We start from the raw sequence: 23,764 nt of genomic DNA, 5'->3' as shown, positions 1-23,764 counted from the left end.
CAATACTAAATACTTACGGTTCGCGACAAGATCATCAGATAACAAATCTGCACTTAAATCAAACGAAACGACTTGTCATCCTCCCCCAACAACTGTTATTTCTAATATCACTCAACACCTATGAAGAAAGGCTAAAATGAGCCAGACAATCACAGCAGACCAAATACTGACATTTTGGTTTGAAGACATTGACCCAAAGCTTTGGTGGATTAAAGATGTTGAATTTGATACCCAGATCAAACAGCGCTTCGAAGGTGTACTACTTCAAGCTAAACGGGGAGAACTTTCACATTGGCGAATCACGCCTCAAGGTCGATTGGCTGAAATCATAGTGCTCGATCAATTCTCCCGTAATATTTACCGCGATACGCCTGCCGCATTCGAAGCCGATGCGATAGCCTTAGTGCTCGCCCAAGAGGCCGTTGCCCAACGGGTAGATACAGCACTAAAATCCAAACAAGTCCCTTTTCTATTTATGCCCTATATGCACAGCGAATCGGCAGCCATTCACCAAGTAGCAGTAAAACTGTTTAATCGCGAAGCTGCGATAACAAACCTCGCGTTTGAACTGCGCCATAAAGCGATTATCGACAGGTTTGGCCGCTATCCACATAGAAATATTATCTTAGGCAGGGAGTCTACGGCGGAAGAAATTGCTTTTCTGACTGAACCGGGCTCATCCTTTTGAGCCTGTAATAGGTTAAAGCGTTAATGTGTATTTGATAAATAAAGCCGTGCTGAGTTCACAGACACACTACACTTACTCAAGAAAGTCATGGAATGACTTGGCGAGTATCAAACACAGTTGCAAGTGTATACCGCGGAGGTGTTGGTAACTTATGGCGCATAAACTAAATAAGCCAAATAGCTCAGTGGCTCGTCGTAACCGCTATAAATTGATGGGGTTACTCATCCTATGCGGCGCTCAGCTCGGCCAAGCGGCTGAAATTAAGATAGGCGTCAGCCTGTCTATCCCGCCCTATGTCATCCAAGCAACCAATAGCGGGATCGAACTCGAATTACTTAACCAAGCCCTCGCCGTTAAAGGCCATACTGCTTCTATCCACTACTTACCACTGGCGCGCACTTTCCATGAACTCAGGGAGGGTAAACTCGATGGCATCATCAACATCAAAGAAGGAATGATTAACAACGTTTTTTATTCCAACGTTGCGATAACCTACCAAAACTGCGCCATTAGCCTCGAGAGTAATCAATTTAACATCAATAGCATAGAAGACTTAAACAACAAACAAGTCGTCGCCTTTCAACGTGCATCATCGTTACTGGGGGAAGAGTTTGCCAACATGGTTAAGACCAATAGCGGCTACCAAGAACAAGCGAGGCAAGTGCAGCAGGTTTATATGCTGATGAAGCGCAGAGCCGATGTCGTTGTGATGGATAAAAATATTTTCAAATACTACTTAAAGCAGGCCTATCTTGAGGGCAAACTCACTGAGAAAGACTTAAAACAACAGGCGATTTGCCACCAAATATTCCCACCTACAGAATACAAGTTCGCGTTTCTCAGTGAACAAATTCGGGATGATTTTAATGCGGGACTCAAACAAATTACCCAAGATGGTAGCTTAGTGGCTCTGCAGGAAAAGTATCGACGCCTGATGTCATTTGACAATGAAGCCGAGGCGTCGACTAAGTTAACAGAACCTAAAATGATCAAAAATGATTCCTACTAAACTTATCCCATAGTGTTATTTCACCACCAACACAGGGCACTTAGCGTACTTAACAATATCCTGTGTAACGTGGGGTTTTAAAAAGTCAGCTAAACCGCTGCTCCCATGACTAGCGATAACCACCATGCCTACATCAACGGCTTCCGCTAAAATCTCATCAATAGCATCACCATGGCGCACGACTAACTTAATATTGAGCCCTTCGGTAAGGTTCTGCTGCATTTCCTGCTGCAAACTTTGCATTTTTGCATCAACGAAAGCTTTGAGTTCATTTTCCAATGTAGCGGGAATATCGACCGCAATACCATAACAATGGGCGCCACGGGCAGGGCTAGTCACATGCAACAACCGAATATCGACGTGATAAACATTTGCCATTTCAACCGCATATTTTAACGCATGGGCCGCAGTGGATGAAAAATCCGTAGGGCATAACACTTCTTGAGTACGCATAAGCTTATCCATCATTTGAGTTTTTAATTAAGCTAATTATTAAGGCCAAAATACCACTATTTTATAGCAGTTTGCTATGCTTCTTGCGTACCCATTTCAATTAATTATTCTTTATCAATCAAAAAGAAAGGACGCTATAAGCGCCCTTTGGATTTATAGAGTCAAAGCCAGTTACTTAACCACAAGCACAGGACAAGTTGCACCATTCGCCACCGCTTCTGAGACATTGGTGTGTAAAAAATGCGAAATCCCAGTTCGGCCATGGCTAGCAATTACTACCATGCCAATGTCTTTACTGTTGGCCTCTTCTAAAATTTGATAGACAGGATCGCCACGGCGGATCAAGGTAGTGATAGGAAGCTCAGTATTCAATCCATCCAATAGTGCTCGCATTTTAGTTGCCGCCGCTTCCTCCATGCTTTTAGCAAGCTCTTCAGGGGTAATAGATAGAATCATAAAGTTTTCATCACCGATCGGCTGTTCAACCACATGTAAGATTTTTAGCCCTACATGGTATAGATTAGCCATTTCAATGGCATAACTCAGTGCATGGGCCGCAGTTTCCGAAAAATCTGTGGGCCAGAGTATTTGACCTGTACGCATAATTTGTACTCCTTCTATGGCGCGAATGGATTGCTGGGTGAATCTTTACTGTGCTGCTATAACGCCCGATTTAGCGCATTGGCAGACCACAAACTTCATCTCACAACCTTAGTCTCTTAGCCAAGCAACAGCATCGCCATTATCAACAAAAAACCTTACCTCAGCAGGCGTAAACCAGTTTGCCAATTTAGCCAACACTTCCTGCAAAGTCGTCTTACCGACGATAGCTATTTTCTCGAAATGACGAATATGCTTCACCCCAAGTTTGAGATCGTCCCAAGCGGCCTGTAGTTCCAAGCCTTCCAACTCGGTGACATCTACCAAGGCAAAGATATCAGGATCTTTCACCCCAGCTAATGCAGACTCCAACACAGGCACCATCATTTCGTAGTCTTGATGAGTTAAGGTACCGATAGCTTTAAAGGTAACGAAAAAATCATCATCACCATAACGCTCAATACCAATCGAAATTCCGTGCTTTAACAATGCCATACATACTCCTTATGTAACAACCCTTGATTTAGTGTAAAAGCTAACGCCACAACAAGCCGTGATCTTGCTCAAAAATACACCAGATACCTTGCACCATCTCACTAAGCAAGCTAGGATAAACCGACTAATCAGTCGGTACTGATTTAATAAAAGACTCAATCTAGACGATTACTTAAATAAAGTACCGAATAAGACTCTGCCTACCATTTCCCTTGGAGCAACCACTATGAATATGGCCACCGAACACCTTAATACTTCGCCACTGACTCAGTTGCTCCAACGCCAACGCAGCAGTTATTTAGCGGCGCCGAATCCTAATTACGCTACGCGAGTGGAGCAATTAACTCGACTGAAGGCGGCCATACTGCAATTTCAAACACCCTTAGTCGAAGCCTTAAGCCAAGACTACGGCCATAGATCGATTGATGACAGCCTGATCTCAGACATTATGCCTGTCATCAACAACATCAATTACAGCTTGAAAAATCTCAAAAAATGGCTCAAACCCAGCGCTCGCCATGCGGGCATCTTACTCGCACCCGCCAAAGTCACAGTGCATTATCAACCTTTGGGGGTGATCGGTATTATCGTGCCGTGGAATTTCCCCGTCATGCTGTCAATTGGCCCGCTAGTGACTGCTATTGCCGCGGGTAATCATGCCATGCTCAAAATGTCAGAATTTACCCCAGCGACCAACCAAGTGATCAAACAGTTATTGGCACAAGTCTTCGATGAATCCCACGTGGCGGTTGTTGAAGGTGAGGCGGACATTGCTGCCCAATTTTCTGCCCTGCCCTTCGATCATTTACTCTTTACAGGCTCGACCACAGTCGGCCGTCATGTGATGCGCGCCGCAGCGAATAACCTCACCCCAGTAACACTCGAATTGGGTGGTAAATCGCCTGTGATTATCGCCCCCGATATGCAGCTTGAGATAGCAGTAGAACGAATGATTTACGGTAAGTGTTTGAATGCCGGACAAATCTGCGTAGCCCCTGATTATGTGCTTTGCCCTAAAACCAAGGTGGATGACTTTATCGCCGCCTACCAAGCTAAGTTTAAGGCCATGTACGGCACCATTAACCACAATAAGGACTATGGCAGCATCATTAATACACGTCAGTTTGACCGCTTGATGACAGTGCTCGAAGACGCTAAAGCAAAAGGTGCCCGTGTTATTTCGGCGACGGACGAAGCCATAGATAGCCAACATCGTAAACTCGCAACTCAGTTGATAACTCACACCAGTGAAGACATGCTATTGATGCAAGAGGAAATCTTTGGTCCATTGTTACCGATTATTAGCTACGACTCCTTAGATGAAGCGATTCAGTACATCAACCACAGAGCCAGACCCTTAGCGCTTTATGTGATGAGTTTCGATGAGCCAACTCAGCAAAAGATCCTCCAGCAGACCCATTCTGGCGGTGTTTGTATCAATGAAACCGTATTTCATGTCGCCGCCGACGATGCGCCCTTTGGCGGAATAGGCCCGTCGGGCATGGGGCATTACCATGGCAAGGAAGGCTTTTTGACCTTCAGCCACGCTAAAACGGTACTCAGCCGTGGCCGATTCAACACAGGCAAATTTGTTCACCCGCCCTACGGCACTTTTATCCAGCGCATCTTAATGAAGCTATTTTTGCGCTAGTCATTGGGGGATAAATCTTGAATAAACCATCAACAACACAACCCATTAAAACCATGACAGATAAACGCCAAGCTATTCTCGATACTGCTTTAGCGCTCTTTGTCAGCCAAGGATTTCATGGCACGTCTACCGCCTCGATTGCGAAACAAGCAGGTGTAGCAACGGGCACCTTGTTCCATCACTTCCCTTCTAAGGAAGCCTTGATGGAATCTTTGTTTCTTACCATAAAACAAGAATTTGCCGATGCCTTACTGTTAAACACCCATAAGGGCAGCGATCTTAAACACAATGCCCTACAACTATGGCAAAGTGCGATAGATTGGTCGCTGGATAACCCTGTCAAACAACTGTTTTTTCAGCAATATTCAATGTCGCCCATGATTGCCGCTAAGGTGCGCGATCAAGCGATGAATAGCATCTTAGGCTTTATTAGCGAACTCATTAAGCAGGGACAAATGATGGGGCTAATCGCCCATTATCCAGTGGAATTGATGCTAGAAAACTGCCACGGCCAATATCTAGCAGCAACCCGATTCTTTATCGATAACCCGCACTTGGGGACAGATAAAACATACCGCGATGCCAGTTTTGAACTGTTTTGGAAGGCCATGCAAGCGGACTAAAATAGCCTAATATCAACTGACTGCTGCAATAACTGCAATAAAAAACCGAGTCAGCTTAACTGGCTCGGTTTTCTTTTACGCTATCGCGACTAAGTGCTAAAGCAGAAGCCTGCTTTGCTCTAGCATCTAATACCGGCTTTCAGACACCTAGCCCTGACTCAACTCCTGGGCTTTTTCTGCTGGCTGCGCCACTTGAGTTGGGCTCCAGTAACCTTGTTTGATACCCTTATCAATCAGCTCAGCGACCGCCAATTCAATGGCTTGTAATACGCAAAACTGCACTGGCTCATTGGTAGTAAAACCGACTTCAGCCTCGGCTAATCGATTTAAACTCGTGTAACGGAACAAACCCGCACGCATTTCTTGGGACAAGACTCGTTTGCTGGTTGAGACCGACATCATAACTTTACCTGTGTGTACATCCACGGCTCGTAGATAAATGGTCACCAGATCTTCACGGTACATTTCAGAGGCGCCAATACCATAGTATTCGACCCCGCTACCGCCTGTGCTAGTGTTGGTCTCATAACTAATCACTCCACCTTCGAGTAACAATCTGGCGGTGGATAATACGGGCACTTCATCGCCCTTAGTACCGCTCTGTTTATTGCTGATCTTACGCTCGGTAAGCAAATTTTGTAGCCCTTCACGCTCAACGGGTGTAAACCATTTAGAGTCGAGCAAAGTCTGCATCAACATCGATGTTGCACCCTGAGTAACCGCGGTCGAAAATGAACTCACGTTAGCCTGCGGCTTATATTGGCCAGTTTGATCGCGAAAGGAATACACGGCCACAGGGATAGGAAACTTAGGTCCTGGTTGAGTTTGCAACCCACGCATCACCTCACTCAAGGGGTTAACCTCGGCAGCCGTGATATTTAAATCGGGTTTGGAGATCAGGCTACAGGCCGACACACTTAGCAGTAATAAACTCACTAACACTAGACGGGCCATTAGTTGACTCCTCCGAATGTCGGCATTTCAATCACAGTGACTTCACCGGTTTCAGTATTAGTAATAGTTAGCATCACGCCATTTCCCGTAGAAGCCACTTCAATCCGAAAATCACCTGTATCGTAAACACCATCGGTAATTTCACCATCAGCAACACCGCGGGTGATTGAGTTAATGATATTACGCTCTAGGGATTCTTTAAAACGGGTGACAAAGTCCTTCTCGGTCGAGGTAGATTTATTATCATTCTGGGCTTGAGCTTTATTTAATAAGAAAGCCCCATTTTGTGGATTGCCGCCAAAGCTGGGATTCACTGGCGTATAAATCAATTCAGTGGCTTGGCCACTGCTTGCCACACATAGCGTGACAAGAGCAAGTAACGTCCTGTATGTCATTATTATTATCCTAAAAGTCGTCCGATGTTCCTGAAAAATCACCTGTTATTGCATTGGCTCTGACTTGCGCTAAATAATCAATCGTAAGCAAAATCGCCTGCTCTGCGCTCTCTTTAATCGGATTTGCACGACGACCAAAATGGGTGGTGTAAATCCGAGTCCCGTTTACCTCTAAGGTTAAAACGGTTCCAGCTTGTGGAAACACTGTCTCATATAGAGTGACGTTAAAGCCTTGAGTAAAGGGCAGTTCGCGCCAATAGCTTGAGTAGTAAAAGCCAAAGTCCTTACCAAACCGAGTCAAGGTTCTATCTATTACTAAGCCACTAATTTCAATGTCGTTATCGGCAATAGTGATAGGGGAAGCCAGCAGCAGGAATGGACATAAAACGTAAGTAAGCAGACGCTGTTTTAACTGTTTCACTTATCCCTCCTTAACCTTTTTAATCGAACCTTAAAAACCGCGCTAACCTCTGTTAGAACAAGGTGAGTTTTAACGCAAATTTTCGATAAAACAGGTTAACAGGGTTAAAGATCTCCCGTCATTACGCTGGGGGGCAAATTAGCCCGAAGAGCTAAGGTAAAAAGGCAAAAATAGCCCATTTGGCTAATACGCCAAGAGGCAGTTGAGGATAGGAGTTATGCTTTAAACAAGCGGATAAGATAAGCAATAAAAAATGCGACTTAAGAGTCGCATTACGGTGTTTATTCAAAACGTGAGCATTATTGTGGTAACCATAGTCGAACCAACAGGCCACCGTCACTGCGATTATGCATGCTAATACTGCCATCGTGGGCTTCAATAATTTCACGGCACAAAGGTAAACCTAAGCCTGTACCCGATTGTTTTGTTGAGTAAAACGGCAGTAGCGCCTGCTCTAATACTTCACCAGACATACCTGCGCCGCGATCCTCAATCACAATACTAAAACCTGCACCATCCACTAAGGTTTGATACCGAATCGATAGAGTGACATCCTCGGGGTTTGAGCCAGATTCATGGGCGTTTTTAAGTAAATTGAGGAGCACTTGCTCCATCTGTCCTTGATCGAAAAAACCATCAACCTCAGGTAACTCATGAATGAGTTTAAAGGGATAATGCTGAGTTAACTGGGCAGTAAATTGCCCCCAATTTACCTGACGCCGTTGCGGGAGCGGCAACTTAGCAAAACGGGCATAGTTGAAGATAAACTGGCTTAGATGACTGGTACGATTCTCGATCGTATCGAAAATTAAGGTTAGCTTGGGATTATCAATATCTTTGGTGAGCAGTCGGCCCGAGTTCACCATAGAGGCTATGGGCGCCACTGAGTTATTGAGTTCATGGCTAATAATGCGGATGACTTTTTTCCATACTGCCACCTCTTGACGATTGAGCTCGCGGGTCATCTGCTTGAGCAAAATTAAGTTATGCTGTTGGTTATTCAATAAAAATTGGCCGCGACTTAAATACCAAGTTTCCACATCATCTTCACCCATGGCGAAGAGTCCGTTCTTTTCATGTTTAAGCGCCAAGGCCAATACTTCGGGCAAATCCACCAGCAATTCATCTAGGCTCAAGCCTTCCATTCTGCCCTTTTTATGGAATAGGTGACGCGCCGCATCATTGGCGTAAATGAGCCGCTGATGATCGTCCAGTAACAACATCACATTGGGAGAACTTTGAATCACCTTATCCAGTAATAACTCCCGCTGGTAAATGTACTGCCTTTCTTGGCGCAATTTTGCCGCCGAATGGTTAAATAACTGCGCTAAGGTTTTGAGCTGACCTTCGCCATGTTCAGGAATACTCACACTAAAGTCATTATCACTAAAATTTAGCAAGCCGACTTCAAGGGAATCTAAACTGCGGCCGAGATGTCGAGTCAACCAAGCAATACCTAAACCACAGACAGCACAAGCGAGAAGCAACACGATCAAACCTTCACCTAAGGTCAAACTCGATACACGATCTCCCTTAGCTATATCAGCGGATATCGCAGGAGATACAGGTGCTTTGGGCGGTAAAATGGATAGCGGTTCTATACGTAAAGGCTCAACCACATGAGGAATAGAATTAAACAGCCCTTCTTTAAGTTGTTCTAACTTGAAGAGTTTTATTTGTAACTGCTCTTGTTTAAGTTGTTCAAGCTTTTGCAGCTCGGCTTTAATCTGCTCGGCCCTCTGGTGCGCTTGCATCGCCGCAGCCTCCTGCAATTGCTCACTATTGTTAAGGGCGAGTTCGATGGAGGCGACCGTTTTCTCAAGCTCCGCAAAATCCAGTTGCACATTCACATCAGGGATTTCAATCGTGTTAGACGTGGCAACAGACGAAGCATAGGGTGAGATATACTTCACCAAAGCAAAACTCAGCAAGACGCCAAAGGCGCAGCAAGCCATTGAAAAAATGATAAGTTTAGTTCGAATTAACACTCAGATTCCTTAATCGATAGCCTAGCATCTGCATTTAGCCTATGACTTATCTAAACCAAACTTGTCCATCCGCCGATACAGCGCTTGGCGACTGAGTCCAAGCGCTTTTGCCACCCGAGCAATTACGCCATGATGCTGTTTTAGCGCCGCTTCGATATCTTCTCGGCTCACGTCTATCGCCTCATTGGCATCTGACACTTGGGCACGAACAGACTCATGATAAAATGCGGTATTTACGGGGATGGAAGCGGGCGAATAAACAGGCAGAGGATCAGAGTGTCTCAAGCCAGATAGCCGCGACTCAGATACAGCCGAAACACTGGAAGCAGATTTGATGACACTCGCAACAGGTGCCAAACCAAAGTCAGCCTCAGCCAGCACATGGCTTTGCGCCAACAATACGGCCCGCTTACAGGCGTTTTCAAGCTCGCGCACATTTCCCGGCCAGCGGTGCTGTAATAACGCCTGCAAAGCAGGTTTACTCAAGCTAAAATCGCTGCCAATAAAATGCTGCACTAAAGGTAAAATGTCATCGGTGCGTTGATTCAGCGGTGGCAATGCCAGTTCAATCACGTTTAAGCGGTAAAACAAATCCTCACGGAATCGCCCTTCGGCGATATCTTGGGCCAGATCCGCATTGGTCGCACTGATCACCCGCACTTTTACTTTCTGGGTTTTATGGCTTCCTAAGCGTTCAAATTCGCCGGTTTGTAGCACCCGCAATAATTTCACTTGACCAGACAAAGGTAAATTGCCAATTTCATCTAAAAACAGCGTGCCGCCGTCGGCCGCTTCGAAACGGCCAATACGTGCTTTAGTTGCGCCCGTAAAAGCGCCCGCCTCGGCACCAAACAGCTCGGCCTCTAATAAATCCATCGGCAAAGCACCGACATTGACCTTAATGAAAGGTTTGTTTTTTAAGGGAGAATTGGCATGGAGAATATCGGCAAGCTTGTCTTTACCCGCGCCATTGGGGCCAGTGATCAAGACCGACACATCGGAGCGCGCCAGTTGCAAGGCTAAATCAATGCAACGCTGCATAGCACCGCTACCAAAGACAATACCGCAGAGATCCGCATCGGCGATCGCCACTTGGCGTTGATGATTCACCCGCTCCAAGCGGTGGTTAGCACGGGAGAGTTTATAAAGCGCAATCAGATTAGTGATGCTATTGAGTAGCTTAGCGTCATCCCAAGGTTTGCCCATATAATCGGCGGCGCCCGCTTTGACTAATTCAACTGCGGTTTCGAGTTGCGTCCACGCCGTCATCAAAATAATCGGCAAATCCCCTTGGCGTTCGCGCAGGGCGTAAAACAGCTGCCGACCTTCCTCACCCGAGGTGGTATCTCGGGTAAAGTTCATATCTTGGATCACTAAATCCACATCTTGAGTCGCCAATAACCCAAGGGCGTCCTCTGGGCTATGGCAAATCAGCACCCGATAATCATTGAGTTCTAGCATCAAACCTAGGGCTTGGCAGATGGCATGATTGTCATCGACGATAAGGATAGTATCCATAAGTGTGAGTGTTGTCCTAAGTAAAACTGTTAACCGTAAAGTAACAAAAAGTGCAATAACATCCTATTGTTATCGCACTTTTGTCGAGCTTTTATCGTACCTTGAGTGACATCAAATATTCCGCTATACGCTGCGGGTTGCGGTTGCTGGCGAAATATTTGCCGCTTTACGCGCTGGTAAGTAAACCGCTAACGTGGTGACAATAAACAAACCTGCCACAGTAATTAGTGGGTAGCTTAAGTCCAACATAGGCAAGCTATAGATTTTCATCAACTGTTGGCCTAACTGTATCGCTAACAAGCCGCCCAGCACGCCTCCCGCTAAGCAAATCAAATAGTTCTCCACGAGGAAGTAACTGATAATATCGCGCTTTTTAGCCCCCAATGCACGGCGGGTACCTATCTGCTTAGTGCGGCGCTGGATATTAAACATCACCATGCCCGTTAAACCGAGCGAGGTGATAAGCAATAACAACACCACCATCATAGTTAACACAGTAATCATCAATTTATGATCGCGATATGAACTATCTTTTAAGGCCTCGATTGACTTAAATCCATCGAGTACTCGGTTTGCATTCTCTGCCAGCAGCGCTTTTTTTATCGCGTCTTTAAGCTCGGCGTGAAACTCAGGTTTGGCCCGCACCATATAAGAACTACTGCCATAATCCACATTTTGAATCACACTATTTTCAAGGCTAGAACTGTCAATCCACGCGCCTTGTAGTTTTTCGACTACGCCAATCACAGTGATCTGCGCATCCTTACCCTCGTACAACACTTTGCCAAGTGCCGATTCATCAGGCCAAATGGCTTTGGCTAACACACTGGAGATGATCGCTAATCGGCTAGGGCTATCGAGGTTATCCTTAAGTTCATGGGGGTAAAAGTTACGCCCCTCAATCAGCTTAATGCCTAAGGTCTCAATGGTGTGATCTGTCCCTAAATACATGGCAAATTGCGGTGTCGATTTAGCGCTATCTGGGTCGGGGCCCAGATTTAACGTGCTCGACCAGCCGCCACCGCTTAACGGCAACATATTGGTTGAGGTCGCATCAATCACATTGGGTAGCCCCCGCAAAATTTGCTGATCAATTTTGTTTTGCGCGGTTTTATCAATCAATGGATCAAAGTTAAACAAGCTAAAGGTCAATACTTCTGACTCTTTAATCCCCGAATCACGCTGCATCAGGACTAAACGCTCTTGAATAATAAAGCTCGCATTCGCCACAATCGCCACTGACAAAATAATTTGAATAAGCAGTAAGATTGGACCGCTTTTACTGCGCAATAAACTGCTGAGAATAGGTTTAATATGCAACATAATAAGTCCCCTACTGGCTTTTAAGATAAACGCTAGGCTTAGTGCGACACACCACCCACGCGGGATACAAACCAGCCAATAACGCTGTGCCCACCGCAATACTTGGGGTGATAATCCACATACTTGCCGATAACTGGGTTAACCCCTTCGCGACCTCAAACTGGGCCGATAACCCATAAAGCGAAGCATAGGCCCAAGCCAGTCCCAGCAAACCACCGAATAAACCAATCATGCCCACTTCAACCATATATTGAGCGAAGATTTGACCTCGGCTAGCGCCAATGGCGCGGCGTACACCCACTTCGGGCGCGCGCTTGAGAAACTTGGTCAGCATCAAACCTAATATATTGACTAAACAAACACTTAAAAACAGAACACTCAAACCGACCAAGATTTTATTGTCTTCTGGCACCACATGATTGTATTCAAGCCAAGTTGCCACATCGGATACTTTGACTGAATCAGCGGCAGATTTATTATCCGTAAAACGGCCTAGGGCTTTTTGCTCCGCCACATAATTGCTGAGCCAAGAACGGTAACTGGCTACTGCGTCTTTATTTGGTAACTCAACCCAATACAGCAGCCACACTTTTTCAGAGTTAAGGCGATCACTGTAACTATTCATCGTCTCAAACTTCCAACCTGACGTGTTACCCCATATATCAAACTCTTCGATAGGCGTCAGCGAAAACGGCACAAAAATTTGTTCCGTGTCGTTAAAGGCACCGTTAGTGGGATCATAATATTTAGGCTTAGGATCCCAAGCATCAATCACACCAACCACTTGATAAGGTTTACGATTAAGATAGATAACTTTGCCAACACTGTTTTGACCCGCAAATAACTTTTGATTGAGTTTATCGTTAATCACCACTTGATAAGCAGGCTCAGTGTCGACGGATTTATCCCACGCATTACCGTACAAAAATGGCACGTCAAACAGCTTGAAAAAGTCACTGTCCGTCACCCGAATGCTTTCTAAAATAGGCGCAAAATTGGCATCCTCCGTTTGCACTGCCATCCCAGTGCGAAACATCGCAGCTTGGCGTTTAGGTAAGGTATTGTTGCGCAGATTCATCGCGTCTTGGTAAGTCACTAACGAGTTTAACTCATCCCAAGAATCAGGACCTTGGCTCCAAAGCTGTACCGCATTTAACTCATCAGAGCGTTCACCCGCAGGATTAAATGACATCATTTTGTACACGTTTAACGTGGTGATTGTGATGCCAATACCAATCGAAATCGCCAACACCATCAACAGCGACAGCACTGGGGTTTTCTTAATGCTGCGCCAAGCTAAATCAACATAATAAAAGAACATAATGCATATCCTTAACGGTCGGCGTTGGCGACAAGTTTGTCGATATCAGTCGCAGCAGTGATATCACTGACATGTCGATGACCTTGATGATACATAGTAAAATCACACACTTGACCATCGACAATTTGAATGTTGCGTTGGGCGCGGCGAGCGAGTTCAGGATCGTGCGTCACCATGATAATGGTCGTGCCCGCTTGATTGATATTTTCGAGTAATTCCATCACTTGACGTGCCATTAGGCTGTCGAGGTTTCCTGTGGGTTCGTCGGCGAGCAGGAAGCGTGGCTTACCCGCCAATGCCCGAGCTATCGCCACCCTTTGTTGCTGTCCGCCCGACAACTGCGTAGGTAAATGCTTGAGGCGTGAAGCTAGGCCCACTTGCTCTAATGCCTCTTGTACGCGGCGTTGACGCTCCTTGGCATTAAAGCCACGGTAGCGCAGCGGCACTTCAATATTCTCAGCTAAGTTAAGATCGGGAATTAAATTAAAACCTTGGAAAATAAAGCCAATTTTCTCATTACGGACAGTAGCGCTCTTGTTATCGCTCAAGTTAGACACGTTAATCCCATCGAGAAAATAATCACCATGGGTAAAGCCTTCGAGTAAACCTGCGATATTTAAAAAGGTGGTTTTACCCGAGCCTGAAGGACCCGTTACCGCGACAAATTCGCCTTCGTTCACCTCGAGGTTAAAATCGCGCAGGGCGTGGGTTTCAACGAGATCCGTTTTAAAAACCTTGCTCACATTCTTCATTGATAACATATTAATTTCCTTTAATAATCAGTGTATTCTGCGCGTAAACAACTCGATAAAACGCAATGTATATTTATTTTTCAATTAAGCCATGGCATCACAGAGTCAGCCGAAAAAGGGCTGAACAACACAGTCTAAAAACCATACAAAGGCTTGGATCATCAAATCCGTAAATGCAACCGACACCTCACCCACCTGATGTACATCCTCCAAGGGATCAATCCATTCCAGCAGATTAAGCCCAAGAAAAAACCAACTATTGGCCTCACCGATACTTAGCTCAACGGCAATCACTAACAATGCTAATGCCAAAACTCCAAACACTTTAGATGACATCAACACGCTAATATTTAAGGGGTTATGTCGCATATCTGGCTCCTATTTAATGCATAACGCTGTACTTTTTATGGCTCACCTAAGGGCTCAACTGATTAGGGATGCCTTGTTTCGTGTGATTCAGTTCATTCTTACCTGCTCAGCACGATTAAAGGGATCGAGGCTTGAGATCACCCACTCATCTCCCGCTTTACCGCCATCCAGAACTTCCACTTGGCTCAGGCTCGTACTACCCAGTTTTATCGCACGGCGGGTCGCTAAATCGCCTTCGACTTGATAAGTTTTCTCCCCTCCACCGCTGGTCATAAAGGCGCCGCGTTTTACCATAAGAACATTGGGTCTGTGCTCTAATAACACTCGGGCCGAGATGCGTTGATTCTGGCGCAGTGTTAGGCTGTCGCTTTGGTCAAATTGCACCCTAGCGGTCACTTCACGGTTACGCACTTCAGGGGAAATCGACGATAACTTGCCCATTAACTTAATACTGCCAAAACTCAACTCGACTTCCATGCCTAAACCCAGATCATCCGCATAGGACTCAGGCACGGCTAACTCAGCCTCATAGGCGCTTAAATCCACGACGGTTAAAATCGGTTGGTTAGCGCTAAGACGGGTTTTCTGCTCGGTAATCCAGTTACCGATAATGCCGTTAACAGGTGCAACAATATTCAAGGCATCGACTTGGCGTTCTAATTCACGCACCGCGAGAGTTTGACGCTCAACTTCTAGGGCTTTATTTTTAATCTCAAAGGTTAACGTATCTTTCGTTAACGCAACTTCTTGCTCTGCATGCTTAAACTTCAGCTTGGCTTTGTGTAAATCATCTTTGCCCTTTTCATAATCAATCTGGCCAATAAGCTGACTTTGAATCAGTTCCTCTCCGCGTCGGCTTTCCCTATCCGCCGCTTCAAGATCGACCGTTGCGATATCTAAGGTTTGATAAGCTTGTAATTGATCGCGTCTTGCATCCAACTTAGCGCGCTCTAATGCACTCTCCATACCCGCTAATAGGGACTTGGCTTGCGCTAGCTGATTAGTGAGTCTTGGACTATCGAGTTTGGCGACCACATCGCCCTTATTAACAGTATCGCCAGGATTGCTGAGCAGAGTCACTGTGCCTTCCTCTGTGCTATACAAAATAGGCGCATTGGCCGCCACGATTTTACCTGTGGTCGCCACATCGCGGGTTAACGTTCCAATAAAGAGTTTTGCGGTAGTGATGTCGCTGCGGCTAAGGGATTTGCTAACACTATCAGAGCCTAAACTTGCCCACACTAAGGCGCTGACTAATAAGGCGCAACCGCCAATGATCAGCGGTAACTTAAGACGTTTAGAGGTCGATGGCACAAGTACTGTATCTTGGCCGCTAGTATCTTTAATCATGGCTTTACTCGCTTCCCTGTTGGAATCATCAGTGCCGGAACGTATCAACGGACACTATTGGAAATCTCTACCCCAGAGTTAGCAAAGCCTATGCCAAACAAGTAAAATTATTTACTTTCATAACCTTAACAAAAAATCACAGATAAAAGTGTCCGCGGACACTGGCGCTTTTATTTAAAAGTGTCCGCAGCAGTGAAATGAAAAGTGTCCGATTGAAAAAAAGCAGTTCCTAGATTCTAGGGTCTAGAATCTAGATTTATTAACCAAAACAGCCGAGTTTCCCTTTACAGTAAAATCCTTGCCACATAAGATCCCGCCACCCTCGCAGCAAAAACGATCAAAAGACCAAACCCTATGACTACAATAACAATCACTCGCCCAGACGACTGGCATATTCACTTAAGAGACGGCGCCCAGCTTAAAGATACAGTGCGCGATATCAGCCGCTATATGGGCCGCGCCATCGTGATGCCAAACTTAGTGCCCCCCGCTATCGATACCGAAACCGCACTGGCCTATTACGATCGCATTAAAGCGCAAGTGCCCGCGGGCTCACAATTCGAACCTTTGATGGTATTGTATTTAACCGACAAAACCAGCCCAGATGAAATCCGCAAGGCTAAAGCCTCGGGTAAAATTGTCGCCGCTAAACTCTACCCAGCGGGCGCGACGACTAACTCAGATTCCGGCGTAACCGATGTTAAAAACATCTATCCCGTACTCCAAGCCATGCAAGAAGTCGGCATGCTGTTTTTAGTCCACGGTGAAGTCACAGATTCAGCCATTGATATTTTCGACCGCGAGCGTGTCTTTATTGAAAATATCCTCAGTAAAATTGTCGCCGATTTCCCAGCGCTTAAAATCGTGCTTGAGCATATCACCACCAAAGATGCCGTCGATTTTGTCACTCAAGCCTCAGACAATGTGGCCGCGACTATCACAGCCCACCATTTACTGTATAACCGCAATCACATGCTGGCAGGCGGTATTCGTCCGCATTTTTACTGCCTGCCGATTTTAAAACGCAACACCCACCAGCAGGCGTTGTTAGGTGCAGCGGCAAGCGGCAGCAAGAAGTTTTTCCTCGGTACAGATTCAGCGCCACACGCCAAGGATAAGAAAGAAGCCGCCTGTGGCTGCGCGGGTTCCTACACGGCTCATGCTGCCATAGAGCTGTATGCCGAAGCCTTCGAGTCGGTCAATGCGCTGGATAAACTCGAAGCGTTCGCAAGCTTTAACGGCCCAGACTTTTACCATCTGCCACGTAATACCGATACCATCACGCTGGTCAAAAAGTCATGGGATGTCCCTGCCACTTACCCGCTTGGCGATACTAACGTAGTGCCTATTCGTGCTGGAGAAGCCATTGATTGGCAAGTTGAGTAAGCCTTAAGTCTTTAACATCAAGTCGCCTACGGGCGACTTTTTTATCAGATTTTGATTTTTAATCCACAATCGGTCAGTATCCTGCGCTTAGAATACGGCCCTTACTTATCACCTTTTAAGAGAAAATCAGTATGCCCACAAGGATGTTATTCTCCGTTTTATCTTCAAGCCTGTTGTTGACCGCCACGATCTCTTTGCCGACCTTTGCGGCCAATGAACTCACAGGGATCTGGCAGGGACAGTTAGGTAAAAGCAAAGTCAGAATTTGTTTTAATCAATATGGAACAGGCAGTTATTACTATCAACGCTACTTAACGCCGATAAGACTCGAGCAGCAAGATGAACTGTGGAAAGAAGAAGGCAATACCGGAAATTGGCAGTTTGATAGTGTCACGCCACAAAAACTGAGCGGCCATTGGTTTAAAGATACTGCGAGTAAATCATTACCAGTGCAACTTGAGCGAGAAATCAGCCCAGATAAGGTCGAGGATTGTGGTGCCGATGCTTACAATCTACCGCTAGAAACCAAGCCAAAACTCAGCCGAGGTAAATGGCAAAGCTACGAAAATATTGAGTATCGCCCGCTGACTTTTGGCACAGATGTAGGTATCGAATTTAAAGGCCCACAAACGGGTATATTGGCAATTAATCAATGGCTTGAACATAAGCTCACCGATGAAGCCCAACTAGCACAAACCTTTGACACTCGCCGCAGAATGCTGGCACAAATGGGCAGTTTTGTAACTGACGAAACCTTTGCCGAACCGATTTTTATTAATCAGCATTGGCTCAGTGTGCGCCTATATCGCTGGGCGGCAGGTTATGGCGCCAATGGTATCAGCCAAGAATTTGTGAGTTTCTCCCTTACCGACGGCAAACCTTTCCACCCATGGCAATGGTTTCTCGCCGATACTCAACCACAAAGCATGCTCGAGGGTATGAGTCATCCTTTACCCCCTGCATTAAGGGACAAATTGTTTGCTGGCAAAGCACCGGACGCAGAATGCCCCACATCAGACGGCTCGGGATATTACCAGCTCACCCTTGAGCCAAAGGGCATCAAATTCTGGGAAACGCCCCGCGGCGATGGCTGTGAAAATGAGTTTATCCTCAGCCCGCAAGAAGCCATGCCCTATGCCACCCAATGGGGACAAACACAACTTAAGCTGTTGGAATAGTGTACTTAACTGAGAAAATACTAGAGGGCAAGCAAGCTATCATGGCGATGATATTGAGTGCGATGAGAGTTGCGCAATGATAGTAGCGCGACGACAAGCGCTCTTTCCCTCCCTACACAGCAATGCATTTCGAGATAATTTATTTCAGTAAGGATGAACCGATTGAAGTGATAGTGGTGTTTAAGGTTAATAATGGGCTTATTCAAGCCATCTGGAGTTTTGCAACTAACTGAAAAGTGTTACGCCTATCCCAAATTGAGTTTAGGCACATTATGTTAGTGTGATATCAACGCATTCTGTGAGATCTGCGACTGTCCCTCTGTCGCAAAATATCTTAGGGTAAGTAGCAATAACCAAAAGGGTGAAAACACACCACACGCCCTTTCTTTAGCCACTTTGCCCAACAATAGGAATTGCTGATGTCTGATAACGAAAAAGCCTTTTACGACCGTGCCTCTGAGTTGATAAAACTCGCGAACCAGCAAAACCAGAGCACCGAAATCCAAACTGGTGAGGTCAGCGCTTCTTTTATGTGGGCCGTCGCCCGCTACAACGCTTGGTTTGGTTCCACCAGCTTTGAAAGCAAAGAGCAAATGCAGGCCAAAAAGCAGGAAATGATGGACTATTATATGGAGCGCTATAAAGAAATGCTCGACGCCAATCTGGAAGATTATATCGAGAACTTCGACCACTACCGCGCAACGCAGAAGTAATGACTTCCCCCACTCCGAGAATCAAGATTCTCGGAGTGTTTAGTTTACAAATCTAAGCCTTCATTATCCAAACTGTATTAGGTTAGCTTTGGTATTGGCTGCCTAGGTAATAGACTTATAACTATTAAGCCTAGCTGACCAACGTCGTGGAGCTTCACCCTGATTTGTTAATCAAGAATCGACCAAGAGGGAATTAACAGCAACTCCCTCTTTAAGAGAGTGATTAGTTCTTTATTTTTGTATGCATAGAATTAATCACTTTCATTCCAGTGACACGCCATAAACTCATCCTTGAGGGCTCGACGGCGGCATCCATGCCGCCAACGGTCACTTACATGCAAGTGCTTAATTTCGTCAACACTTGAGTAGTCTGTAGCTAAATGACTCATATCTCCGTAAACACCTTAGTAACCAGTCTCATACTCCAATAAAAATCACCTAACGGCTCAGAATGTGCCCCCGAGCCTACGCCATCATCCATGATGTCGCCACGGTATTTTACTTTATTATTTCAACAAGTTAGAGTGCAGATAGTGTATCACCTTAGCTTTGGTATTGGCTGTTAATCTGAAAAGACTTACGGCTGACCAACTTATTCTTTACTAGCTAAATAGAAAATGTCTTTACCCATTGATTTCTAAATCTAAAACAGCAATCTTTACTCTCCCTTGTTGTGCAGCAAGACAATTAGCCATGAGCATTTCTTGCAATTCTTCCGCTGTTTTAGGTATAGCTTTTCCCCTTCCTTGCGGCTTTAACTTCTTAGTCTCAAGCTGACCCTTACCAAACCAAAGCACTAAATAGATCCCGCGATGCTCTGCACGCCAGTCTTGCGTATATAGCCTATCTAATTGAGTATCTGCGGCATGCCATAAATCTCTATGCCATTGCCCTTTTACTTCAATTGGAAGCCTAAGCCCGCCAACAGAACAACAGATATCAACTTCTTTATCATTCGATACATGCTGCTCTGGCGTATATTCAACGCCTGCTGCGCCTTGACGAAGTAACCCAATTAACAAACTGCTACAGCGTTCTTCATTGTGTGGGATATTGTCATCGTTATAAAAAACGCGACCACTATCTATGTCATCGCTTTTTATCTTTGCCTGAACAATTTCTAACTCTTCAATTATTAAAGCTTGAAGATCAGCCATTGATTGTGGAGATATATTACAAGTAATAGCCTTAATTGATGCTAATGTCGGTGGCGCATAATTTGATTCAACCACAAGCCGTTGTTGCTCAGCTGCAACGACTTTTATCCACGAGGTATAACTATCCTCTGGAGCTTGCCGCAAACCCCTTAATGCCAAGACAGCATCTTCATTGGAGGATTTCCCTAATCGCTCTATAAACGAATTAATAAATTGACTAGCATCCCAAGCATTATTAGAACCACGGGTTTCTTCATAAAGATCTGTTGCCATTGGCCATAACAATCTAAATGTCTGTACTATCCATTCACATTGAGCAACACTAAGTTCTAAATATGCGTTGTGCCTGTAGTGACCTTGTACTAAGTCACGAATCTGCCAAATAAAATCAGGGGAAATTTTTTTACCGACTTTTTCAGTAATAGTTTCAAAATCCACAATAAAACAAATCGCATCCCAAATTAAACGATGATGTTTCTCGCTAACATTAAAGTACTCAACAAGTAAAGATCGTAACTCTTCGAATTTAGATGGGTAAATCAGACGTTTAATGCACTCACTTTCAATATTTTCAGGAAGTGATTTATATCGTTGTAACCATTCAAATGCTAATTGGCTACAAACCTCTTTTTTTGAATCATTATGCATTAGCTCATAAAAACCCAAAATAGTATTTTTACCAATAGCAAGTTGTGGTTCATAAAAACGTCTTATGGCAGTTTCCCACAATCCTCGCAGTTCAATCTCTTGTTCTACTGACTGAGTAAGTTGAAGATCACTTATGCCTGCATGCTGCTCAAGATTAGAATGATGACGCAACGATGAAAATACCGAGAATATCACTTCATCTGAAAGGTCTGCTATCCCTATGCCATTTCTGATACGTTCGGCAGTAGCTACAATAATAATGTACTCTGCCTCATAGAACTGCCCATCATTTCTAATTTGTTGCATTTGATCAATTGATGGGAATAAAGGTTTTTTAGTTAAGTATGCTTCAACTCCCTCAAAGGCAGCTTGACTTAATTCATCACCCAGCCATTCAGCAATGCGTTGGTATGCTGGAGTATCATGACTAATATCGTTGAATAATTTCAAATATGCCTTTACAGGGTTAATAATATCTTGATAATTTCCTGTTCGCATATCATTGATGTGAATTTGACATTCATCACGATGAACTTGATGTCTTACAGTTTTTTCCTCTATTTCTTTACGAAGCCTTTCTTCCTCCTTAACTTGCCACTCAGGAACGAACAATACGGCTAAACTCGATAGCCAATCGATGTCTACTTGCTTATGTCGTGCAAAACGTTGTGCTGCTTGTCTTAACTGACTTCCAACTTCCCCGTCATGTTGAATGAGCTGAACCAACTCTTTCCAGCGTTGATCATGTTCATCTAATGTATTTAAAATAATAATTAGATCTTTTTCGGAAACAGTTAGTGCGGATAAAGCACTAGCTAGATCATTACCTCTACGTATAATACTTTTATCAATAGGAGCCTCAAGCAACACCCACTTTTGTATGGCTAGTTTAAAATCACTATTTTCATTGATAAGTTTATTTAGCTCATTTCTATTACTTTGATTGTACCCTTGTGAGCTATGATGTGGACTTAACCAATTAAAAAACCTCTCAACATTTGGATTTTTATTTGATGACTTAATTTTTCTAAGAATAAGATAATAGGAAAAATCAGCAAATTCGTAATTACCAGTTCGCACATACCTCTCTCCTATTTCTGTAAGTGATTTAGACAATAGGTCTAAAACACTTCCGATCCTACCATCAGGTAAACTTCGCTCTATAGTATATAAAACACCTATAGTAAATTTATTTTTTTCTACATAAGAAATGACGGCATCGACAATAAGTTTATCATCAACACTTTCGAAATTAAGTAGTTCAAAACTCTCAATGACTAAACGTAATGAATCTACATCATTATATATGCAAAGAGAATTCAGTAACGTAACAACATCATCTTTGGCTTTACTATTAACAAGTACTTCTATAGCAGCACTTCTAATCGCAAACGTATCTTTTTTGTCTAGAATAATACGTTTTAAATCATCGACGAATCTACCGTTAATGTCACTACCATTAAATGCCTCAAGCAATATCAAACGAAACCCAAATATCGTATTTTTTGAAATAATTAATTGTCTTAAATCCTCGATGAGTGGTTCTTGAATTAATCCCCTTATCGAATATTTTTTCCAATCTCTAAATCGGGGATTCTCAATCGCTAAACCTTGCAAAGCCGTAAGCAAAATTCTCGCTTCATGTACTGTCAGCACATCTGCATCGCCATACTCAATAAAACCCATAGGATCATTCTTGATGACAGTAGACTTAAGCGCAGGGTCTTGCGCCAGCCAAGCATGAATCCCCCTCAAACTCGCGGGTACTAATCCATCAGAATAGAACAGTGAAAAAAACCGTCTCTTGTTCGTTCCAGAGTTTGAGTTTTGAGCCAACCACTTAGCGCCAAGGTATTCACCAATACTACGATGTAGATAACTAAAGCGATCTACTCCAATACTTTTAAATAACCTTGTAGCAATAACATCTTTAATATTTTTCGCTTTAGGTAATGTGGCAATTTCAATAAATGATATCTCGCCTTCTCCAATATTAGCTGCAGCTTTACGAGTTAAAGCCTCATTTCCGGTGAGTATTAATGCCGCAAAAGCGGCACCTGCAGTTTGGATGATAGCTTCTTTGTCAAGCTGATATTGGGCTTTACTGTCTTTATGCTCACACCACAAAGCATCAATCGCGCGCTCAAATAGTTCACTTCGGCTATTTGGCAACTCACCTTCTTGAGCTATTTCAGCAATAAGTTCAAGTGTTTGTGGATTGCCAAGTAACTGATTTAAACCACGAGAATTAAAATGTTGAATAACGACTTCCGCTCTCTCAACTCCCAAGGATAGAGATAAGTACCTCTGAATATCATCATCGCTGAAAGGCATTAAGTGCAGTTCTATTGGCTTCTTTGAATAATCCTCAGAAATCGATAACACTGCTGTAGCACTTTGCCAATCAGCAACTCGGCAGGACAAAATAAAAGCAGGACAATTGAGTTGTTGAAGCTTTTCTAAAACAGCATCAACCGCAGCGCCTTCTTTTTGAGAGCTAACTTCATCTAAAGCATCTATAACAAGAACTTGATTACCATCAAGAAGTTTTAATGGATCTTGGCAACGAGCAAGCTGTCTTGCCGTACAATATTTAAAGCCTGACAATTCGGCCAATCGAGCCAGTAAAACTGACTTACCCATTCCAGCATCGCCCAATATAATTAAAGGCTCGATAAAACTGCTTAGCTCAGTTTCCTTAAGTTCTTTACGACCGTCTTTGTGCTCATACCAAAGAGTCCGCTCAACAATGCCTTTATCCATGTTTGGAAA

The 23,764-nt window shown here is 44.4% G+C and carries 21 protein-coding genes; 7 read left to right on the top strand and 14 right to left on the bottom strand.

Annotated features, from left to right (window positions below):
- The first annotated feature begins 136 nt into the window (after nucleotides 1-136).
- A complete protein-coding gene (locus tag L5L98_RS08325) occupies nucleotides 137-688 on the top strand; it encodes a DUF924 family protein (protein ID WP_212599365.1) in 552 nt (183 codons plus the stop codon).
- A gap of 151 nt (nucleotides 689-839) precedes the next feature.
- Nucleotides 840-1,697 (top strand): substrate-binding periplasmic protein, encoded by an 858-nt coding sequence (locus L5L98_RS08320; RefSeq protein WP_263139984.1) that lies wholly within the window; start codon nucleotides 840-842, stop codon nucleotides 1,695-1,697.
- Between the two features lie 15 nt (nucleotides 1,698-1,712).
- Here the strand turns inward: L5L98_RS08320 and L5L98_RS08315 are convergent, their stop codons facing one another.
- The 3 genes from L5L98_RS08315 to L5L98_RS08305 form a co-directional block, all read right to left on the bottom strand.
- On the bottom strand, nucleotides 1,713-2,150 hold the full coding sequence (locus L5L98_RS08315; protein ID WP_219251157.1) for a universal stress protein: 438 nt from the start codon (nucleotides 2,148-2,150) through the stop codon (nucleotides 1,713-1,715).
- A gap of 171 nt (nucleotides 2,151-2,321) precedes the next feature.
- On the bottom strand, nucleotides 2,322-2,753 hold the full coding sequence (locus L5L98_RS08310; protein WP_263139983.1) for a universal stress protein: 432 nt from the start codon (nucleotides 2,751-2,753) through the stop codon (nucleotides 2,322-2,324).
- Between the two features lie 108 nt (nucleotides 2,754-2,861).
- Complete coding sequence (locus L5L98_RS08305) at nucleotides 2,862-3,245, bottom strand: STAS/SEC14 domain-containing protein (RefSeq protein WP_028761699.1); 384 nt, start codon at nucleotides 3,243-3,245, stop codon at nucleotides 2,862-2,864.
- Between the two features lie 226 nt (nucleotides 3,246-3,471).
- Between L5L98_RS08305 and L5L98_RS08300 the strand changes: the two genes are divergently transcribed.
- On the top strand, nucleotides 3,472-4,896 hold the full coding sequence (locus L5L98_RS08300; protein WP_263139980.1) for a coniferyl aldehyde dehydrogenase: 1,425 nt from the start codon (nucleotides 3,472-3,474) through the stop codon (nucleotides 4,894-4,896).
- Nucleotides 4,897-4,913: 17 nt separating this feature from the next.
- Nucleotides 4,914-5,519: a TetR/AcrR family transcriptional regulator gene (locus tag L5L98_RS08295; protein WP_181800896.1), complete on the top strand. Its 606-nt coding sequence runs from the start codon at nucleotides 4,914-4,916 to the stop codon at nucleotides 5,517-5,519.
- Nucleotides 5,520-5,666: 147 nt separating this feature from the next.
- Here L5L98_RS08295 and L5L98_RS08290 read toward each other — a convergent pair whose 3' ends face one another.
- The 10 genes from L5L98_RS08290 to L5L98_RS08245 all read right to left on the bottom strand — a co-directional run bounded on the left by L5L98_RS08290 (nucleotide 5,667) and on the right by L5L98_RS08245 (nucleotide 15,910).
- A complete protein-coding gene (locus tag L5L98_RS08290; protein WP_105251644.1) occupies nucleotides 5,667-6,473 on the bottom strand; it encodes a CsgG/HfaB family protein in 807 nt (268 codons plus the stop codon).
- The gene (locus L5L98_RS08285; protein WP_106649655.1) at nucleotides 6,473-6,868 is read right to left on the bottom strand and encodes a curli assembly protein CsgF; all 396 of its coding nucleotides are present in this window, start codon (nucleotides 6,866-6,868) and stop codon (nucleotides 6,473-6,475) included. Before L5L98_RS08285 ends, L5L98_RS08290 begins: the two co-directional genes overlap by 1 nt.
- Before the next feature lie 10 nt (nucleotides 6,869-6,878).
- Entirely contained in the window at nucleotides 6,879-7,289 is a 411-nt protein-coding gene (locus tag L5L98_RS08280) for a curli production assembly/transport protein CsgE (protein WP_131523186.1), read from the bottom strand.
- A 299-nt stretch (nucleotides 7,290-7,588) separates the two neighbouring features.
- Entirely contained in the window at nucleotides 7,589-9,277 is a 1,689-nt protein-coding gene (locus tag L5L98_RS08275) for a sensor histidine kinase (protein WP_263139976.1), read from the bottom strand.
- Nucleotides 9,278-9,316: 39 nt separating this feature from the next.
- Complete coding sequence (locus L5L98_RS08270) at nucleotides 9,317-10,795, bottom strand: sigma-54-dependent transcriptional regulator (protein ID WP_263139974.1); 1,479 nt, start codon at nucleotides 10,793-10,795, stop codon at nucleotides 9,317-9,319.
- A 123-nt stretch (nucleotides 10,796-10,918) separates the two neighbouring features.
- Entirely contained in the window at nucleotides 10,919-12,118 is a 1,200-nt protein-coding gene (locus tag L5L98_RS08265; protein ID WP_263139972.1) for an FtsX-like permease family protein, read from the bottom strand.
- A 10-nt stretch (nucleotides 12,119-12,128) separates the two neighbouring features.
- Nucleotides 12,129-13,439, bottom strand: a complete 1,311-nt coding sequence (locus L5L98_RS08260; RefSeq protein WP_263139970.1) for an ABC transporter permease — start codon at nucleotides 13,437-13,439, stop codon at nucleotides 12,129-12,131.
- An 11-nt stretch (nucleotides 13,440-13,450) separates the two neighbouring features.
- The gene (locus L5L98_RS08255; RefSeq protein ID WP_263139968.1) at nucleotides 13,451-14,200 is read right to left on the bottom strand and encodes an ABC transporter ATP-binding protein; all 750 of its coding nucleotides are present in this window, start codon (nucleotides 14,198-14,200) and stop codon (nucleotides 13,451-13,453) included.
- Between the two features lie 96 nt (nucleotides 14,201-14,296).
- On the bottom strand, nucleotides 14,297-14,560 hold the full coding sequence (locus L5L98_RS08250; RefSeq protein ID WP_263139966.1) for a hypothetical protein: 264 nt from the start codon (nucleotides 14,558-14,560) through the stop codon (nucleotides 14,297-14,299).
- A gap of 87 nt (nucleotides 14,561-14,647) precedes the next feature.
- On the bottom strand, nucleotides 14,648-15,910 hold the full coding sequence (locus L5L98_RS08245) for an efflux RND transporter periplasmic adaptor subunit (protein WP_263139963.1): 1,263 nt from the start codon (nucleotides 15,908-15,910) through the stop codon (nucleotides 14,648-14,650).
- A 354-nt stretch (nucleotides 15,911-16,264) separates the two neighbouring features.
- On the opposite strand from L5L98_RS08245, the gene pyrC reads away from it, so the two are divergent.
- The 3 genes from pyrC to L5L98_RS08230 all read left to right on the top strand — a co-directional run bounded on the left by pyrC (nucleotide 16,265) and on the right by L5L98_RS08230 (nucleotide 19,187).
- Nucleotides 16,265-17,296: a dihydroorotase gene (gene pyrC, locus L5L98_RS08240; protein ID WP_219251151.1), complete on the top strand. Its 1,032-nt coding sequence runs from the start codon at nucleotides 16,265-16,267 to the stop codon at nucleotides 17,294-17,296.
- A gap of 131 nt (nucleotides 17,297-17,427) precedes the next feature.
- Nucleotides 17,428-18,474, top strand: coding sequence for a hypothetical protein (locus L5L98_RS08235; RefSeq protein ID WP_263139960.1), 1,047 nt, complete (start codon nucleotides 17,428-17,430; stop codon nucleotides 18,472-18,474).
- A 419-nt stretch (nucleotides 18,475-18,893) separates the two neighbouring features.
- Nucleotides 18,894-19,187: a DUF3144 domain-containing protein gene (locus L5L98_RS08230; RefSeq protein WP_014611180.1), complete on the top strand. Its 294-nt coding sequence runs from the start codon at nucleotides 18,894-18,896 to the stop codon at nucleotides 19,185-19,187.
- A gap of 623 nt (nucleotides 19,188-19,810) precedes the next feature.
- Here L5L98_RS08230 and L5L98_RS08225 read toward each other — a convergent pair.
- Nucleotides 19,811-23,755 carry an NACHT domain-containing protein gene (locus L5L98_RS08225; RefSeq protein WP_263139957.1) on the bottom strand — a complete coding sequence of 1,315 codons (3,945 nt, stop codon included), beginning with the start codon at nucleotides 23,753-23,755 and terminating at the stop codon, nucleotides 19,811-19,813.
- Between the last annotated feature and the right edge of the window lie 9 nt (nucleotides 23,756-23,764).

Origin of the sequence: Shewanella sp. SM23 (assembly GCF_025654295.1) — a bacterium.
GTDB lineage: Bacteria > Pseudomonadota > Gammaproteobacteria > Enterobacterales > Shewanellaceae > Shewanella > Shewanella oncorhynchi.
The sequence above is the reverse complement of the archived record's forward strand: the minus strand, read 5'-3'. Positions and strand labels throughout refer to the sequence as shown.

What these genes read in the sequence shown, in the direction of transcription:
- L5L98_RS08325 (WP_212599365.1), top strand. Translation starts at nt 137, where the DNA reads ATGAGCCAGACAATCACAGCAGACCAAATACTGACATTTTGGTTTGAA.
- L5L98_RS08320 (WP_263139984.1), top strand. Translation starts at nt 840, where the DNA reads ATGGCGCATAAACTAAATAAGCCAAATAGCTCAGTGGCTCGTCGTAAC.
- L5L98_RS08315 (WP_219251157.1), bottom strand. Translation starts at nt 2,150, where the DNA reads ATGCGTACTCAAGAAGTGTTATGCCCTACGGATTTTTCATCCACTGCG.
- L5L98_RS08310 (WP_263139983.1), bottom strand. Translation starts at nt 2,753, where the DNA reads ATGCGTACAGGTCAAATACTCTGGCCCACAGATTTTTCGGAAACTGCG.
- L5L98_RS08305 (WP_028761699.1), bottom strand. Translation starts at nt 3,245, where the DNA reads ATGGCATTGTTAAAGCACGGAATTTCGATTGGTATTGAGCGTTATGGT.
- L5L98_RS08300 (WP_263139980.1), top strand. Translation starts at nt 3,472, where the DNA reads ATGAATATGGCCACCGAACACCTTAATACTTCGCCACTGACTCAGTTG.
- L5L98_RS08290 (WP_105251644.1), bottom strand. Translation starts at nt 6,473, where the DNA reads ATGGCCCGTCTAGTGTTAGTGAGTTTATTACTGCTAAGTGTGTCGGCC.
- L5L98_RS08285 (WP_106649655.1), bottom strand. Translation starts at nt 6,868, where the DNA reads ATGACATACAGGACGTTACTTGCTCTTGTCACGCTATGTGTGGCAAGC.
- L5L98_RS08270 (WP_263139974.1), bottom strand. Translation starts at nt 10,795, where the DNA reads ATGGATACTATCCTTATCGTCGATGACAATCATGCCATCTGCCAAGCC.
- L5L98_RS08265 (WP_263139972.1), bottom strand. Translation starts at nt 12,118, where the DNA reads ATGTTGCATATTAAACCTATTCTCAGCAGTTTATTGCGCAGTAAAAGC.
- L5L98_RS08260 (WP_263139970.1), bottom strand. Translation starts at nt 13,439, where the DNA reads ATGTTCTTTTATTATGTTGATTTAGCTTGGCGCAGCATTAAGAAAACC.
- L5L98_RS08255 (WP_263139968.1), bottom strand. Translation starts at nt 14,200, where the DNA reads ATGTTATCAATGAAGAATGTGAGCAAGGTTTTTAAAACGGATCTCGTT.
- L5L98_RS08250 (WP_263139966.1), bottom strand. Translation starts at nt 14,560, where the DNA reads ATGCGACATAACCCCTTAAATATTAGCGTGTTGATGTCATCTAAAGTG.
- L5L98_RS08245 (WP_263139963.1), bottom strand. Translation starts at nt 15,910, where the DNA reads ATGATTAAAGATACTAGCGGCCAAGATACAGTACTTGTGCCATCGACC.
- pyrC (WP_219251151.1), top strand. Translation starts at nt 16,265, where the DNA reads ATGACTACAATAACAATCACTCGCCCAGACGACTGGCATATTCACTTA.
- L5L98_RS08235 (WP_263139960.1), top strand. Translation starts at nt 17,428, where the DNA reads ATGCCCACAAGGATGTTATTCTCCGTTTTATCTTCAAGCCTGTTGTTG.
- L5L98_RS08230 (WP_014611180.1), top strand. Translation starts at nt 18,894, where the DNA reads ATGTCTGATAACGAAAAAGCCTTTTACGACCGTGCCTCTGAGTTGATA.
- L5L98_RS08225 (WP_263139957.1), bottom strand. Translation starts at nt 23,755, where the DNA reads ATGGATAAAGGCATTGTTGAGCGGACTCTTTGGTATGAGCACAAAGAC.